Consider the following 15,252-nt stretch of genomic DNA (forward strand, 5'->3'; position numbering starts at 1 on the left):
CGACGGAAAGGATCCTCCGTGAACCACCCCATCATCGACCGCCTGCACGGCGACGACCGTGTGCAACTCTTCGAGGCCATCACCGCGGCCGGCCAGAGCCCGTACTTCGCCGCGTCGCAGTCCGGCTGCGGCACCGTGACCACCTACGACGGCACCGAGCGGATCATGCTCGGGTCGAACAACTACCTGGGTCTGGCCCAGCATCCCGAGGTCGTCGAGGCGGCGGTCCGCGCGGTCCGGGAATTCGGCGCGGCCAGTACCGGAAGTCGCCTGCTCAACGGCACCATGGAGCTGCACGAGGAGTTCGAGGACGAGATCACCCGCTGGTTCGGCACCGAGCAGAGCCTGAGCTTCTCGACCGGCTACCAGACCAACCTCGGGACGCTGGCCGCCCTGTTGGGTCCCGACGACGCGGTGGTGGTGGACCAGTTCGCCCACGCCTCGATCCACGACGGCATCCGGATGTCCCGCGCGACGCCCCACGTGTTCGCCCACAACGACCTCGGATCACTCGACAAGGCCCTGGTCGCGGCCCGCAGGTCGGGGGCCGACCAGATCCTGGTGGTCGTGGATTCGCTGTACTCGATGGAGGGCAGCCTGGCCCCGGTCCCGCAGATCGCGGCGTCGGCGCGCGAGCACGGCGCGGCACTGATGGTCGACGAGGCCCACGCCCTCGGTCTCTACGGACAGAACCGTCGCGGCTGGGCAGAGGAATGTGAGTGCTCGGCCGACGTGGACGTGACCATGTCGTCGCTGTCCAAGGCCACCGCCTCCATCGGCGGCTTCATCACGGGCAGCCGCGAGCTGATCGCCGGGTTGCGGGTCAGTGCGCGACCGATGTTGTTCTCCACCGCGGCCGTGCCCGCGACGGTTGCCGGCGTGCTGGCGGCCGTGCGGATCATCCGCAGTGACGAGGGCGCACGTCGCGTGGAGGCTCTGCGGCACAAGGCCACGGGACTGCGTGCGGAACTCGAGCGCCGCGGCCACGAGTGCGGCTCGGGGCACGCCGGCGCCGACTGGTCGCCGATCGTGCCGGTACACGTGGGCGACGACATGTTGGCGTTCGAGGCATGGAACCGACTGATGGCGCGCGGCGTGTACACCGGCACCGCGGTCAGCCCGGCCGTCCCCGCGTCGGGCGCGATCCTGAGGGTGTGCGTGACCTCTGAGCACACCGAGGAGCAGCTGGCGCACGCCGCCGAGGCGATCGACGGCGTGCTCGCGGAACTCGTCGGGGCGCCGGCCTGATGCGGGTCGTGCTGACCGGTGCCTCCGGCGACTTCGGCACGGCGATCCTGCGACGGCTGATCACCGAGAGCCGGGTCGATTCGATAGTCGCGATCTCACGCTCGCCGCTGCGGGTGTCCGACCCGCGTATCGAGACGGTGGCGCTGGACCTGGCCACCGACCCCGTCGACCGGGTCATGGCCGGCGCCGACGCGGTGATCCACTGCGCGTTCGTCGTGGAGGAGCCCAGGGACAAGGCCGCGGCCCGCCGGGTCAACGTGGACGGCTCCGCCCGGATCCTCCGCGCGGCCGACGCGGCCGGGGCCGCGATCTGCGTGATGACCTCCAGCGTCAACGCCTACGGGCCCCGCGGTGGGCCCGAGGTCCTGGACGAATCGGCCCCGATCGGTGCGGGGCCCGAGCACTACTACCTGCACCACAAGGCCCTGGTCGAGGAGGACATCCGCCGCTGGCGCCACACGAGTGGTGGCCGGATGGCCGTGGCCGTCCTGCGCCCCACCTACATCGTGGGCCCGGACATGGACAACTCCGGACTGGCGTCGATGCGGGCCCGGGTCGTCGCCTACCCGACACCGTGGCGCTCGTACTACCAGTTCCTCCACCAGGACGATCTGGCCGACGCGTACGTCCGGGTGATCCGCGACCGGGTGGACGGCGAGTTCAACGTGGGAGCCGAGGACGCGGTCACCGTCGCGCAGATGTGCCGCTGGAACCGCTCGCTGTGCGTGCCCCTGCCGCTCGGACTCGCCGGCCGCCTGGCGGACCTGGGCTACCGACTCCGACTGCTGCCCTACTCGTCCCACTGGGTGACGCCCGGTGAACCCGTCACGACGTCCCGGCGCCTGCGCCACGCCACCGGCTGGAGACCGGCACGGACGAGCGCCGAGGCCGCCCGACTCATGCTCGCGGGCGGCTGACCGCCACCGAGCCCCGGCCGCAGGCGGTCTCGATCGGCCGGCGACGCCGATCAGCTCTGATCGCCACCCAACGAAAGGAACCCCATGACCCTGACCACCGAGTACGCCGTTCTGGACCACTACGCGCCGGGCCTGCGGGAACGACTGTCCACCGCGGGCCTGATGGCCAATGAGAGCCCCGATTCCAGCGCGATCGCCGAGTGGGCCGCCACCGATGCCACCGGGCTGATCGTTCCCGCCGAACTGGCAGGCCGTGGCGCAACAGCAGTAGAGGCGGTCCGGTTCCAGACCGCGGTCGGCGCACTGGCCCCGTCGCTGGCGGCGGCGACGACCATGCATCACCTGTCCTGCGCCACCCTCTTCGAGGCCGCCGAGGACGCGACGCCGGACGAGCGCGAGCTCATCCGCTCCCTGGTTGAGCAGCGCACCGTGATGGCGTCCGGGTTCTCCGAGGGCAAGCCCGGCGGGTCCGTGTTCCGTCCCACGATGACCGCGCGCAGGGAGGGCGACGACTACGTGCTCTCCGGTCGCAAGATGCCCTGCAGTCTGTCCCGGTCCATGTCGCTGCTCGTGGCCAGCGCTCTGGTCGACGACTCCGAGCGGGCTGTCGTCCTGGTGTTCAACGGCTCCGACGGCCTGACCCGCGAGGACTTCTGGAAGGCGCCCGTCCTGGCCGCGGCCGAGAGCGACGCGCTGGTGCTGGACGAGGTGCGGGTCGAGTCCGACATGGTGTTCCTCACCTCGGAGAACGACCCCGACGACGTCCATGAGATGACCGGCTACCTGTGGTTCGGACTGCTCATCAGCGCCGGCTACCTCGGCGTGGCCGCACGCCTGGTGGAAGCCCTCGCGGCCAGGGACACGGTGGACCCGAAGCTGTTCGCGACCGTGCTGGCCGAGGTGGAGACGATGCGCACCGCGCTGCTGGCCGTGGCGGCCGCGTTCGACTCCGGCGAGCGCGGGGGTGATCTGTCCGCCCGCCTCGCGCTGGTCCGTTGGTCGATGCGCGAGGCCCTGGTCCGCGTCCAGTCCGGGGTCCGCGAGGCCGTGGGCGGGTTCGCCTATATGCAGGATCCCGAGCTGGCGTACGCCTTCGAGGCCGTCCAGGTGTTCGGCTACCACCCGCCGTCGCGGCGTGAGACCGCCGACAAGCTCCTCGCGTGGGCGCAGGGCGAGGACTTCCGATACGTGTGACTCCGATACGTGTGACCCGGCCTCGGGCCGGTGGTAGGCCGGGCCGGCGGCGGGCCGGGGGCGGCGGCCACCGGGCGGGACCGGCGGGACGGGCACCGATGCTCGGGTAGCGTCGCCGGGTGTGAGCACAGATAACGCTGATGACCCCGTCGTCGTCGTCGGGGATCCCGTCACGGTCACCGACGCGGTGGTCGCGCGCTTCGCCGAGGCGGTCTCCGCACCGCCCGGACAGCTTCCGGCGACCCTCGCCGCCGCGCTGACCGCCCCGGTCCAGCGCGCAGTGATGGACCACCCCGCGCTGCGCATCGACCTCTCGCGCACCCTCCACACCGCGCAATCCAGCGAGCACCACCGACCGATCCGGGTCGGCGACGTCCTCACCGCCACCGCGACGGTCACCGGCGTGCGATCGGCGCGCGGCGGGCGGATGATCGGCTTCGACACCGTCCTGCGCGACGCCCGCGGCGCGGCCGTCCAGACCCTGACCAGTGCACTGCTCACCGCGGAGGTGGAGGGATGACGACGCCGCACGACCCGACGACGACCCCGACGACGACCCCGCCCGTCGCCCCGTCCGTCGGCGACGCGTTGCCTTCCCGCGACGTGGAGATCACCCGTGCCGACCTGCGTCGCTACGCCGAGGCCTCGGGCGACCACAACCCGATCCACCTCGAGGACGGGGCGGCGCAGGCGCTCGGCCTGCCCGGCGTGGTGGCGCACGGGATGCTCACCTCCGCGCTGGCGATCGGGGTCGTGGCCGGGTGGGCCGGGGGAGCGGACCGCGTCCTGGCCACATCGATCCGGTTCGCCGGGCCCGTGGTGGTGCCGGCCGAGGAGCCCGCGGTGCTGCAGGTGTCCGGCACGGTGCGCAGAGTGGCCGAGGACGGGGCGAGCGCCGACGTCGCGCTGGCGGTGACGTGTGGCGGCGCGAAGGTGTTCGGCAAGGCGATCGTCACGGTCGCGGTGGGGGTGTGATTTCGGCGGACGGCCGCCGCTGTCGTACAGTGGGACGCCCGACCGAACGCGGTCGCGGACCACGCTGCCCGAGGCAGTAGCCGACACTGTAGAGTCGAGGCGTTCGTGCGGACCGCAGACGCGGAAGGCACGGGTGGCCGGGAGACCGGCCGAAGGGGCGTAGCTCAATTGGCAGAGCAGCGGTCTCCAAAACCGCAGGTTGCAGGTTCAAGTCCTGTCGCCCCTGCACTTCCCCGCAAGCCAGACGACCCGGAGGTAGGCGCGTGAGCAAGGATCGCGACGACGACGTCGACACCAGCGGCGCCCGCGACTCCGATGCCGCCGTCCCCACCGGGAAGGCCGGTCGTGGCGACACGACCGTCGCGAGCCGCGTCCGGACCGATGCGGACAAGCCGGAGGACACGCGGGCATCCCGCGCCAATCCGTTCCAGTACATCGCGCAGGTGGCCGAGGAACTGCGTAAGGTCATCTGGCCCACGCGCAATCAGATGGTCACCTACACCATCGTGGTGTTCCTGTTCCTCATCTTCATGACGGCGCTGGTCTCCGGCGTCGACTTCGGTGCGGGCAAGCTCGTCGAGCTCGTCTTCGACCGCTGACGACCCGCCGCACCAGGTCCGGGGCGAGAACCGGACCGACGAAACTCGAGAGGACCGCATTTCCGTGAGCGACATCGACCAGAGCCCTGAGGCCGACGGCGTCGAGGAGACCCCCGCTGCCGCCGAGCAGGCCGAGATCGAGGCCGACGCGGTGCTCGGTGACACGGGTGCGGATCCGTCGGACGCCGAGGTCCCCCCGGCTGCCGACGACGAGACCGCCGGTGACGACGCGATCGACGAGACCGCCGGTGACGAGGGGATCGTCGAGGAGATCGTCGACGGCGACGAGGCTGACCTCGAGGGCGGCGACGAGGCCGAGGCGGAGGCTCCTGCCGAGCCGGCCGCGCCGACGATCGACCCGATCATCGCGTTCAAGCGCCAGCTGCGGAAGCTGCCCGGTGACTGGTTCGTCATCCACTCTTACGCCGGGTACGAGAACAAGGTGAAGGCCAACCTCGAGACCCGCGCCGTCACCCTCGGCGCCGAGGACAAGATCTTCCAGGTCGAGGTCCCGATCGAGGAGTACACCGAGGTCAAGAACGGTCAGAAGAAGACCGCCAACCGCAAGGTCCTGCCCGGCTACGTGCTGGTGCGCATGGAGCTCGACGACGAGTCGTGGGGCGTCGTGCGCAACACCCCCGGTGTGACCGGCTTCGTCAGCGCGACCGGTGGTGCCACGGGCGCCCCGACCCCGCTGTCGCTGAGCGACGTCGCCAAGTTCCTGGCCCCCAAGCCGGAGAAGAAGGCCGCCGCCGGCGCCGCCGAGGGCGAGGGCGGTCTGGTCGCACCGGCCATCGAGGTCGAGTTCGAGGTCGGCGAGTCCGTCACCGTCATGGACGGTCCGTTCGCCACCCTCCCCGCGAGCATCTCCGAGGTCGACCCGGCCGCGCAGAAGCTCAAGGTGCTGGTGTCGATCTTCGGGCGCGAGACCCCGGTCGAGCTCGGTTTCAACCAGGTCGAGAAGATCGACTGACGCCCACGGGCTTGTCGGCGAACCCGCCCCGCGCAGCACGCGCCGGGCGGGTTCGCCGTTTCCGGGGCCGGGTGCCGATTGGGTGTTGGGGCCTGATTGGACGTAGACTCTCTCAGGTTGCGCCTGTATTCCCGCATGCCCGCCAGGTGGCTGGACGTCGCGGGGGAGGCGCACACGACAGTCGGTCCCCCGCGTGTACAGCGCGGCACCGAGATCCAGTCGAAGAATCAGGAAGACGATGCCTCCGAAGAAGAAGAAGGTCTCAGGGCTCATCAAGCTCCAGATCCAGGCCGGCGCTGCAAACCCGGCCCCGCCGGTCGGCCCGGCTCTGGGTGCCCATGGTGTCAACATCATGGAGTTCTGCAAGGCCTACAACGCAGCAACCGAGAACCAGCGCGGGAACGTCGTGCCGGTCGAGATCACGGTCTACGAGGACCGGTCGTTCGACTTCAAGCTGAAGACGCCCCCGGCCGCCAAGCTCCTGCTCAAGGCCGCCGGCCTGCAGAAGGGCTCCGGCACCCCGCACTCCGACAAGGTCGGCAAGGTCTCCATGGACCAGGTCCGCGAGATCGCGCAGACCAAGATGGAGGACCTCAACGCCAACGACATCGACCAGGCGGCCAAGATCGTCGCCGGCACCGCCCGTTCCATGGGCATCACGGTCGACGGCTGACCTCCACCCCGATAGCACCTGTGGAAGGGCAGCTCAGGCCCGCACCACACCCAACCGCTGCGCAATAGGCGTGGCAGGAATGGAACTGAAATGAGCAAGAACAGCAAGGCCTTCAAGGCCGCCGCTGAGAAGGTCGACCGCACCAAGCTGTACTCGCCTCTGGATGCCCTGGCCCTGGCCAAGGACACCTCCTCGACGAAGATGGATGCCACCGTCGAGGTCGCCATGCGACTTGGCGTCGACTCCCGCAAGGCGGACCAGATGGTCCGCGGCACCGTGAACCTTCCGAACGGTACCGGTAAGACCGCCCGCGTCATCGTCTTCGCCGCGGGCGAGAAGGCGACCGAGGCCGAGGCCGCCGGTGCCGACGCCGTGGGCTCCGAGGAGCTCATCGAGAAGATCCAGGGCGGCTGGCTCGACTTCGACGCCGCGATCGCCACCCCGGACCAGATGGCCAAGGTCGGCCGTGTGGCCCGCGTGCTCGGCCCGCGCGGCCTCATGCCGAACCCCAAGACCGGCACCGTCACCATGGACGTGACCAAGGCCGTGTCCGACATCAAGGGCGGCAAGGTCACCTTCCGCACCGACAAGGCCAATAACCTGCACTTCATCGTGGGTAAGGCGTCGTTCTCAACCGAGCAGCTCACGGAGAACTACCAGGCCGCGATCGACGAGGTCATGCGTCTCAAGCCGTCCTCCTCGAAGGGCCGCTACCTGCAGAAGATCACCATCTCCACCACGACCGGCCCCGGCATCCCGGTCGACACCTCCGCCGTGTCCAAGCTGCTCGAGGGCGGCTCCGGAGACGAGTGAGCTGATCCTCGACTGAGGTGAGCCCCGGCAGGGGCGAGGGCCCCGCGACCAGAATCCGGTCGCGGGGCCTACTCGCATTTCCGCTTCCTCGCAGACGGATACGGGAGGATGTCCTCATGACCACTTCGCCGAACAGCTCGCTCGCCGGGTCGTCCCCGACCGCGCACCCCGTCGCGGTGCGGGATGTGGCCCTGCGGGACGGGCTGCAGCTCACCGAGGGGCGTCTGAGCACCGACTCGAAAATTGAGCTGGTCCGCACCCTCCTCCGGCTCGGAGTGCCGGAGCTGGAGGTGGGGTCGATGGCCCGCCCCGATCTCGTACCGGCGCTGGCCGACACCCTCGAGGTGATCGGCGCGCTGGACGAGGCCGAACGCGACCGCTGCTGGGTCTGGGTGGCCACCCCGGGGCACGTCCGTCGGGCCGCGGACGCCGGCGTGCGCCGCTTCCAGTACTGCCTGTCCGTGACCGACGAGCACAACACCGCGAACATCGGCCGCGACACTGAGACGTCCATGGCCGGACTGCCCGAGGCGCTCGAGGCCGCCGCGGAGGTGGATGGCACGGTCCAGCTGTGCCTGGCCACCACCTTCACGTGCCCGATCACCGGGCAGGTCGACCCGGACCGGGTCCTGGGGCTCGTCGGCGACCCGCGCGGGGCGGGGACGGTCGACGTGGTCCTGGCCGACACCCTCGGCCAGGCGCACCCGCGTCAGGTGTCCGAGCTGGTCGCGGCCGCACAGGAGGCCGCTGGCGACCGCCGGATCGTCTTCCACGGACACGACACCTGGGGGATGGGCGTGGCCAACACGCTGGCCGCCGTCAGCGCGGGCGCCACCATGGTGGATGCGGCCCTCGGCGGACTCGGCGGCTGCCCTTTCGCCCCGGGTGCCTCGGGGAACACGGCCACCGAGGACGTGCTGTTCGCGCTGCGACCCGACTGGCTGGATCCGCAGCGTTTCCACGAGTTGATCGCCGCCGGTGACCGCATGCTCGCCGAGTTGGGGGAGGCCTCGCGGTCGCGGGCCTCGGCGGGAGCGCACGGCAACGGCCGCGAGTTCGCCTGGACCCTGCCGCAGGGACCGCGGGCCCCGGTCGTCAGATGACGCCACGCGCGGCCAGATCGGACATGCGTGTGTCGTCCATCCCGAGCAGGTCGCGGTAGACCGCATCATTGTCGAACCCGGGCTCCGGCGCGCCGCCGCGGCCGACCTGTCCAGGGGTGTCGGTCAGGACCGGCACGACGCCGGGGCCGAGGACGGTGTCGTCCACGCCGGGTACCGCGTGCGGCACCAGCATCCCGCGGGCCCGGAACTGCTCGTCGCGCACCACGTCGGCCACTGTGTTGACCGGACCGGCCACGACGCCCGCACGGTCGAGCGTCTCGCGGATCTGCTCGGCGGTGCGGCCGGCGGCCCAGTCGGCGATGATCTCGTCGATCTCGTCCTGGTGGATGCCGCGCGCCTGATGGTCCACGAACCGGGGATCATCGGCGAGCCCGGGGCGTTCCATCGCCGAGCACAGGCGGCGGAACACGGTGTCCTGGTTGGCGGCGATGATCACCCAGAGGCCGTCCGAGGCCCGGTACAGGTTGGACGGGGCGATCCCCTCGAGCCGGGTGCCGGACGGTCCGCGGACCACCCCGGCCGCGTCGTAGTCGGGGATCACCGACTCCTGGACCGCCAGGCAGGACTCGGTGAGCGCGACGTCCACCACCTGGCCGCGGCCGCTGGTGGCGCGGGCGAGCAGCGCCGCGAGGATGCCCTGCACGGCGAACATTCCGCCCAGGGTGTCGCCGATCGACAACGCCATGCGCGGCGGCGGTTGGTCGGGGAAGCCGTTGAGGTGACGCAGGCCCGACACGCCCTCGGCGACGGAGGCGTATCCGGCGCGCTTCGCCTGCGGACCGGTCTGGCCATACCCCGAGACACGGCCGATCACCAGGCCCGGGTTGATCTCGTGCAGCTCATCAGGTCCCAGACCCCACTTCTCGAGGGTGCCGGGGCGGAAGTTCTCCACCACCACGTCCGCGCGGGACACCAGGTCGCGGAAGATCGCCGCGCCGTCGTCCGAGCGCAGATCGAGCGTGACGGATTCCTTGTTGCGGGCGTGCACCGTCCAGAAGTGTCGGCGCCCGTCCCGCTCGCCCTGCCCCCAGGTGCGCAAGGGGTCGGGGCGGCCGGGGTCCTCGATCTTGATCACGCGGGCGCCCATGTCGCCGAGCAGGCGGCCGGCGAAGGGGCCGGCTATGAGGGTGCCGAGCTCCAGCACGAGTATCCCCGCCAGCGGTCCGGTCCGGTCCTGCGTCGTCGACTCCACGTCCTGCTCCCTCCCCGCCGCGCGCCGCCCGGCTCGTGGCTCCTACATCTCTACTCAGAACCCTAGGTGGACGGTCTCGCCCTCGGCGTGGAGGAGATCCACGATGTGTTGGCGCTTCTCGTGCGCGACGACTGACCTGAGGGGTCAGTTCGGGACGCGGACCATCAACCCCCGGTGCTTGATCCGTGCCGAGAAGCCCGAAACCGTACCGCAGTCCTCCCCGTCGATCTGGAACGACGCCGGCTTCTCGAGGATCCGGGTGTGTACTCGCACGCCCTGCCGGAAGTCCACCGGGGGCGTCCGGCGCTGTTCTCGCTCGTCCGCCGGCGCCCTCGTCCCCGGGAGCGACCGGACCCGGTGTCGGACGGTGTGTTGGGCGAGAACGGCACCGGCCTCGGCCCACTCGAGCACGCCCTTGGCGCGAAGCGCCATCACGTCCAGTTGGCCGTCATCGATCACGGCGGCGGGCAGGAGCACCATCCCACCCTGCAGCATCCCGCAGTTCGCGACGAGGAGCGTCCGCGCCCTCGTCTGCACGAGTGGACCGTCGTCCAGTGAATACTCGACCTTGATCCGGTGGCCGCGCACCAGGGTGTTGGCGAACGCCCCGACGTAGGCGAGCCACCCCACGCGGGCCTTGAGATCGTCGTCGGTGCCGGCGATCATGTCGGCGTCCATGCCGGCGCCGAGCATGACGAGAAAGACATCGTCGTGCGAGGTGCCGTCGCCGTCGGTGTACCGGACCTCGCCCAGATCGATCGGGCGCGTCCGCCCGCCCATGGCCACATGCAGCGCGCGGTCGACGGCGTCGCGAGGGACGTCGAGATTGCGGGCCAACAGGTTGCCGGTACCGAGGGGGACCACGCCCATCGGTACGGAACTGCCGATGAGCCCCCTGGCGACGGAACGCACCGTTCCGTCACCACCGCAGGCGATCACCAGGCCGACGCCCTCCGCCACAGCCGCGGCGGCCTGCCCGGTTCCCGGATCGGCTTCCGTGGTCTCGTGGAACAGGGGATCGGTCCACCCGTGGCGCGCTGCCCGGATCTCGGTGCGTCGACGGATCTCGTCGCCACTGACTTTGATCGGGTTATAGACGACGGCGACACGGGACGGGGATGGGGCCACGGCACCAATCTGTCAGAATCCCGACCGGCCCGCCATTCCGCCGGCCAGGAGATTTGGTCTGTTCCTATGAGTGCCTATACTCTGGAGCAGAAGTTTGAACGCCTGGTCGCCTCGTGCGGCCGGGCAACTGATCAAGTTTCACCGAAGACCGCAGGTCGCCACTCCCGCCGGGGGTGGTCGAAGGGTCCGGGAGCGCCCGGACGGCCCGCGCAGGAGAACACCGGTCAGCGTTGGACGTGTTAGCGAACCCCCGGGTTCGCGGCCATTCCTCCACGCCCCGTGCCCCCTGCGCACGGGGCGTTCGTGTTTCTCTCGGGCGAGACGAAGCAGAAAGGAGGCGAAACATGGCAAAGCCCGCCAAGGTCCAGGCCGTCGCGGAGATCACGGAGCATTTCCAGAACTCCACGACCGCTGTGGTCACCGAGTACCGCGGACTCTCCGTTCCGCAGGTCACCGAGCTGCGTAAGGCGCTGGGTGAAGGTTCCACGTACACCGTGGCCAAGAACACCCTGGTGAAGCGCGCGGCGCAGGAAGCCGGCGTCGAGGGTCTCGACGACCTCCTGTCCGGCCCCACCGCCATCGCGTTCGTCACCGGTGAGGTCGTGGACGCCGCCAAGGCGCTCAAGAACTTCGCCAAGGACAACAAGGCGCTCGTCATCAAGGGCGGTGTCATGGACGGCCAGCCGCTGTCCGCCACCGACTTCGAGAAGATCGCCGAGCTCGAGTCCCGCGAGGTCCTGCTCGCGAAGCTCGCTGGTGCGCTCAAGGGCAACCAGACGAAGGCCGCCGGCCTGTTCAACGCGCCCGCCTCGCAGCTGGCGCGTCTGTTCGGCGCCCTCCAGGACAAGAAGAACTGACCTACCCCACATGCTTCCGGGCCGCATGACGGCGCCGGGACACAACGAAAGGACGCCACCATGGCGAAGCTCAGCAACGACGAGCTCCTTGATGCCTTCAAGGAGATGACCCTTCTCGAGCTCTCGGAGTTCGTGAAGCTGTTCGAGGACACCTTCGAGGTCACCGCCGCCGCTCCGGTCGCCGTCGCGGCCGCCGGCGCCCCGGCTGCCGGTGGCGAGGCTGCCGCCGAGCAGGACGAGTTCGACGTCGTCCTCGAGTCGGCCGGCGACAAGAAGATCGGCGTGATCAAGGTCGTTCGCGAGATCGTCTCGGGCCTGGGCCTCAAGGAGGCCAAGGACCTCGTCGAGTCCGCTCCCAAGGCGCTGCTGGAGAAGGTCGACAAGGAGGCCGCCGAGGCCGCCAAGACCAAGCTCGAGGAGGCCGGTGCCTCCGTCTCGCTCAAGTGAGCTGACGCACCACCGCTCGTCCGGGGGCGGTCCGGCATTCGTGCCGGGCCGCCCCTGCGGCATTTCCGGGCGACGGGCGGCAGGGGATCGACCGGGCCCGATCAGGCGCTCCACAGCGTCCGGCAAGCCACCCGGGCGGCGTGCCTTGGCGGCCGTCCACCGGTCTCGCACTACCGGTTCGATCTGATCCCGTAACGGAATCGGTGGGCATGTAACAAAGCAGTTCCTCCGAGCGGTAGTTTACAGTGACCGTGGCCACAAACGTGGGCTGAAGTGAGGAGTGCTGACGTGGGTGTCGAGGTTTCCGTCGAAGGGCTGACCAAGTCGTTCGGTTCGCAGAAGATCTGGGAGGACGTGACGTTCACCCTCCCCGAGGGAGAGGTCAGCGCGCTACTGGGCCCGTCGGGCACCGGTAAGTCCGTGTTCCTCAAGTCGCTGATCGGTCTCCTGCGGCCTGAGCGCGGCAAGATCATCATCGACGGCACGGACATCCTCCAGTGCACCGCCAAGGAGCTCTACGAGGTCCGCAAATTGTTCGGCGTCCTCTTCCAGGACGGTGCGCTGTTCGGCTCGATGGACCTCTACGACAATGTGGCGTTCCCGTTGCGGGAGCACACGCGCAAGTCGGAATCAGAGATCCGGAACATCGTCATGGAGAAGCTGGAGCTCACCGGTCTCACCGGCGCCGAGGGCAAGCTTCCCGGGGAGATCTCCGGCGGTATGCGCAAACGCGCCGGCCTGGCCCGCGCCCTCGTGTTGGACCCGGAGATCATCCTCGTCGACGAGCCCGACTCGGGACTCGACCCGGTGCGTACGACCTACCTCGCACAGCTGCTCATCGACATCAACGCGCAGATCGACGCCACGATCCTCATCGTGACGCACAACATCAACCTCGCCCGTACGGTTCCCGACAACCTCGGGATGCTGTACCGCAAGAACCTCGTCATGTTCGGCCCGCGCGAGGTGCTCCTCACAAGTGAGGAGCCGTCCGTGCGTCAGTTCCTGCGCGGATCCAAACTCGGCCCCATCGGGATGTCCGAGGAGAAGGACGACGCGCAGATGCGTGCGGAGATGGAGCAGGCCGAGGCCGGGCACAACGACGGCTCCCCGGGCGAGGACGAGCTCCGAGGCGTGCCGTCGCAGATGCAGCCGACGCCGGGTAGCCCGGTGCGACAGGGCGAGCTGCGTCGTGAGAAGCGCGTGTCGGAGATGCTCGACACCCTGCCCGCGGGCGCCCAGAACGCCATCCGCGAGGAGTGGGCCGCGCGAGGCCACGGCAACGGCAACACCGCCGGGGCCGTCCCGGCGGGTGCCGTCGCGCCGGCTTCCGGAGGTGACTCCGCCTCCGGAAGCGGCCTGGACGACCATTATGGTTCTGCTGAGAACTGAATCGGCGACGAGTCCGGGGGGAGGGTAGATGGCGGAGGGAGCAACCCAGCAGCCAGGCGAGAAGGCCGGGGTCTCGGCCGCCGAGGTCGGCGGTGGGATCCGGGACGCGGTCGGCGCGGCTGGTTCGGTGTTCCGACTCTTCCTCGAGGTGCTTCGGGGAATCTTCAGAAGGCCGTTCCAGTTCCGTGAGTTCATCGAGCAGTCCTGGTTCATCGCCTCGGTGACCATCCTGCCGTCGGCATTGGTCGCGATCCCGTTCGGTGCGGTCGTGGCGATGCAGACCGGATCGCTGGTCCAGCAGCTGGGTGCGGAGGCCTACACCGGTGCGACCGGTGTCCTCGCCGTCGTCCAGCAGGGCGCGCCCCTGGTGACCTCTCTGCTCATCGCCGGCGCCGCGGGATCCGCGGTCGCCGCCGACCTGGGGGCCCGCAGTATCCGCGAGGAACTCGACGCGATGCGGGTACTGGGAATCGACCCTGTGCAGCGCCTCGTCGTCCCCCGCGTGCTGGGGATGATGCTGGTGGCGGTCCTGCTCAACGGCTTGGTCTCGATCGTCGGGATCTCCGGTGGCTACGTGTTCAACATCCTGCTGCAGGGCGGTACCCCCGGTGCCTACCTCATGTCGTTCGGTGCGCTCGCGCAGTTGCCGGACTTCATCATGTCCTCGTTCAAGGCCCTGGTCTTCGGGCTCATCGCCGGAGTCGTGGCCTCGTACTGCGGCATGAACCCCAAGGGTGGGCCCAAGGGTGTCGGCGATGCCGTGAACCTGGGCGTGGTCCTGACCTTCCTCCTGCTGTTCTTCGCCAATCTCATCCTCACGGCGATGTACCTGCAGATCGTTCCCCCGAAGGGCTCGTAGATGGCGATCCATACCGACGTCGGGCCCACGCGGGCACGACTGCGGGCCATGATCCGTGGCCCCATTGCGTCATTCGACTCGCTGGGCGACCAGCTGGCGTTCCACCTCCGGGCCATCCGCTGGATCCCGCAGACGATCGTGCACTACCGACACGAGGTGCTGCGCCTCATCGCCGAGGTCACGTTCGGAGTGGGCGTGCTGGCGGTCCTCGGCGGCACCATCGGCGTCATCGTCATGATGAGCGGTTTCACCGGCGTGGTGGTCGGCCTGCAGGGCTACGCGGCGCTCGACCAGATCGGCAGCTCCGTCCTCACCGGCTTCCTGTCGGCCTATGTCAACACCCGCGAGGTGGCGCCGGTCGTGGCGGCGCTCGCGCTCTCGGCCACGGTGGGCTGCGGGTTCACCGCCCAGCTCGGTGCCATGCGGATCTCCGAGGAGATCGACGCCCTCGAGGTCATGGCTATCCCGAGTGTCCCGTACCTGGTCACCACCCGGATCATCGCCGGCTTCATCGCGGTGATCCCGCTCTACGTGGTCGGTCTGCTGGCGTCGTATCTGGCCACACGGGGGGTCAACACCCTGATCCAAGGCCAGTCCACAGGCTCATTCGACCACTATTTCCACCTCTTCCTGCCACCAGAAGACGTCATATATTCCTTCATCAAGGTCATCATCTTCGCGTTCGTCCTCGTGATGATCCACTGCTTCTACGGGTTCACCGCCACCGGCGGCCCGGCCGGTGTCGGCGTGGCCGTGGGGCGCGCCGTCCGGACGACGATCGTCGTGGTGGCAATCCTCAACTTCTTCGTCGGACTCGCCCTGTGGGGCACGACCACGACTGTGCGGGTGGCCGGATGAACG

Annotated in this window: 17 protein-coding genes and 1 tRNA gene; 16 read left to right on the forward strand and 2 right to left on the reverse strand. The window is 69.5% G+C overall.

Annotated elements, in window-relative coordinates; translation table 11 throughout:
- Window positions 1-18 precede the first annotated feature (18 nt).
- From ACWGLC_RS03135 to ACWGLC_RS03185, 11 genes are all read left to right on the forward strand, one after another.
- Window positions 19-1,248, forward strand: coding sequence for an aminotransferase class I/II-fold pyridoxal phosphate-dependent enzyme (locus ACWGLC_RS03135; RefSeq protein ID WP_452098535.1), 1,230 nt, complete (start codon window positions 19-21; stop codon window positions 1,246-1,248).
- Window positions 1,248-2,165: an NAD-dependent epimerase/dehydratase family protein gene (locus tag ACWGLC_RS03140; protein WP_452098536.1), complete on the forward strand. Its 918-nt coding sequence runs from the start codon at window positions 1,248-1,250 to the stop codon at window positions 2,163-2,165. The genes ACWGLC_RS03135 and ACWGLC_RS03140 overlap by 1 nt, the downstream gene beginning before the upstream one ends.
- Window positions 2,166-2,249: 84 nt before the next feature.
- Window positions 2,250-3,359 (forward strand): acyl-CoA dehydrogenase family protein, encoded by a 1,110-nt coding sequence (locus tag ACWGLC_RS03145; protein WP_452098537.1) that lies wholly within the window; start codon window positions 2,250-2,252, stop codon window positions 3,357-3,359.
- 121 nt (window positions 3,360-3,480) lie between these two features.
- Window positions 3,481-3,879 (forward strand): (3R)-hydroxyacyl-ACP dehydratase subunit HadA, encoded by a 399-nt coding sequence (gene hadA, locus ACWGLC_RS03150; protein ID WP_452098538.1) that lies wholly within the window; start codon window positions 3,481-3,483, stop codon window positions 3,877-3,879.
- Entirely contained in the window at window positions 3,876-4,334 is a 459-nt protein-coding gene (locus tag ACWGLC_RS03155) for a MaoC/PaaZ C-terminal domain-containing protein (RefSeq protein WP_452098539.1), read from the forward strand. The genes hadA and ACWGLC_RS03155 overlap by 4 nt, the downstream gene beginning before the upstream one ends.
- 153 nt (window positions 4,335-4,487) lie before the next feature.
- Window positions 4,488-4,560, forward strand: a tRNA-Trp gene (locus ACWGLC_RS03160).
- A 37-nt stretch (window positions 4,561-4,597) separates the two neighbouring features.
- Window positions 4,598-4,933, forward strand: a complete 336-nt coding sequence (gene secE / locus ACWGLC_RS03165; protein WP_230928309.1) for a preprotein translocase subunit SecE — start codon at window positions 4,598-4,600, stop codon at window positions 4,931-4,933.
- A 64-nt stretch (window positions 4,934-4,997) separates the two neighbouring features.
- A complete protein-coding gene (gene nusG, locus ACWGLC_RS03170; RefSeq protein WP_452098540.1) occupies window positions 4,998-5,906 on the forward strand; it encodes a transcription termination/antitermination protein NusG in 909 nt (302 codons plus the stop codon).
- Between the two features lie 238 nt (window positions 5,907-6,144).
- Window positions 6,145-6,579, forward strand: coding sequence for a 50S ribosomal protein L11 (gene rplK / locus ACWGLC_RS03175; RefSeq protein WP_230928307.1), 435 nt, complete (start codon window positions 6,145-6,147; stop codon window positions 6,577-6,579).
- Window positions 6,580-6,669: 90 nt separating this feature from the next.
- Complete coding sequence (rplA, locus tag ACWGLC_RS03180; RefSeq protein WP_452098541.1) at window positions 6,670-7,392, forward strand: 50S ribosomal protein L1; 723 nt, start codon at window positions 6,670-6,672, stop codon at window positions 7,390-7,392.
- A gap of 116 nt (window positions 7,393-7,508) precedes the next feature.
- Window positions 7,509-8,495 carry a hydroxymethylglutaryl-CoA lyase gene (locus tag ACWGLC_RS03185; protein WP_452098542.1) on the forward strand — a complete coding sequence of 329 codons (987 nt, stop codon included), beginning with the start codon at window positions 7,509-7,511 and terminating at the stop codon, window positions 8,493-8,495.
- Here the strand turns inward: ACWGLC_RS03185 and ACWGLC_RS03190 are convergent.
- On the reverse strand, window positions 8,488-9,708 hold the full coding sequence (locus tag ACWGLC_RS03190) for a CaiB/BaiF CoA transferase family protein (RefSeq protein ID WP_452098543.1): 1,221 nt from the start codon (window positions 9,706-9,708) through the stop codon (window positions 8,488-8,490). The two genes, ACWGLC_RS03185 and ACWGLC_RS03190, sit on opposite strands and share 8 nt — an antisense overlap.
- Window positions 9,709-9,852: 144 nt before the next feature.
- Window positions 9,853-10,836: a diacylglycerol/lipid kinase family protein gene (locus tag ACWGLC_RS03195; RefSeq protein WP_452098544.1), complete on the reverse strand. Its 984-nt coding sequence runs from the start codon at window positions 10,834-10,836 to the stop codon at window positions 9,853-9,855.
- Window positions 10,837-11,180: 344 nt separating this feature from the next.
- On the opposite strand from ACWGLC_RS03195, the gene rplJ reads away from it, so the two are divergent.
- The 5 genes from rplJ (at window position 11,181) to ACWGLC_RS03220 (ending at window position 15,249) form a co-directional block, all read left to right on the forward strand.
- The gene (gene rplJ, locus ACWGLC_RS03200) at window positions 11,181-11,693 is read left to right on the forward strand and encodes a 50S ribosomal protein L10 (RefSeq protein ID WP_230928303.1); all 513 of its coding nucleotides are present in this window, start codon (window positions 11,181-11,183) and stop codon (window positions 11,691-11,693) included.
- 60 nt (window positions 11,694-11,753) lie between these two features.
- Window positions 11,754-12,140, forward strand: a complete 387-nt coding sequence (gene rplL / locus ACWGLC_RS03205) for a 50S ribosomal protein L7/L12 (protein WP_230928302.1) — start codon at window positions 11,754-11,756, stop codon at window positions 12,138-12,140.
- Between the two features lie 288 nt (window positions 12,141-12,428).
- The gene (locus ACWGLC_RS03210; RefSeq protein ID WP_452098546.1) at window positions 12,429-13,532 is read left to right on the forward strand and encodes an ABC transporter ATP-binding protein; all 1,104 of its coding nucleotides are present in this window, start codon (window positions 12,429-12,431) and stop codon (window positions 13,530-13,532) included.
- Between the two features lie 28 nt (window positions 13,533-13,560).
- A complete protein-coding gene (locus ACWGLC_RS03215; RefSeq protein ID WP_452098547.1) occupies window positions 13,561-14,391 on the forward strand; it encodes an MlaE family ABC transporter permease in 831 nt (276 codons plus the stop codon).
- 48 nt (window positions 14,392-14,439) lie between these two features.
- Window positions 14,440-15,249, forward strand: coding sequence for an MlaE family ABC transporter permease (locus ACWGLC_RS03220; RefSeq protein ID WP_452098736.1), 810 nt, complete (start codon window positions 14,440-14,442; stop codon window positions 15,247-15,249).
- Window positions 15,250-15,252 lie beyond the last annotated feature (3 nt).

The organism is Dietzia sp. NPDC055877 (assembly GCF_053615975.1).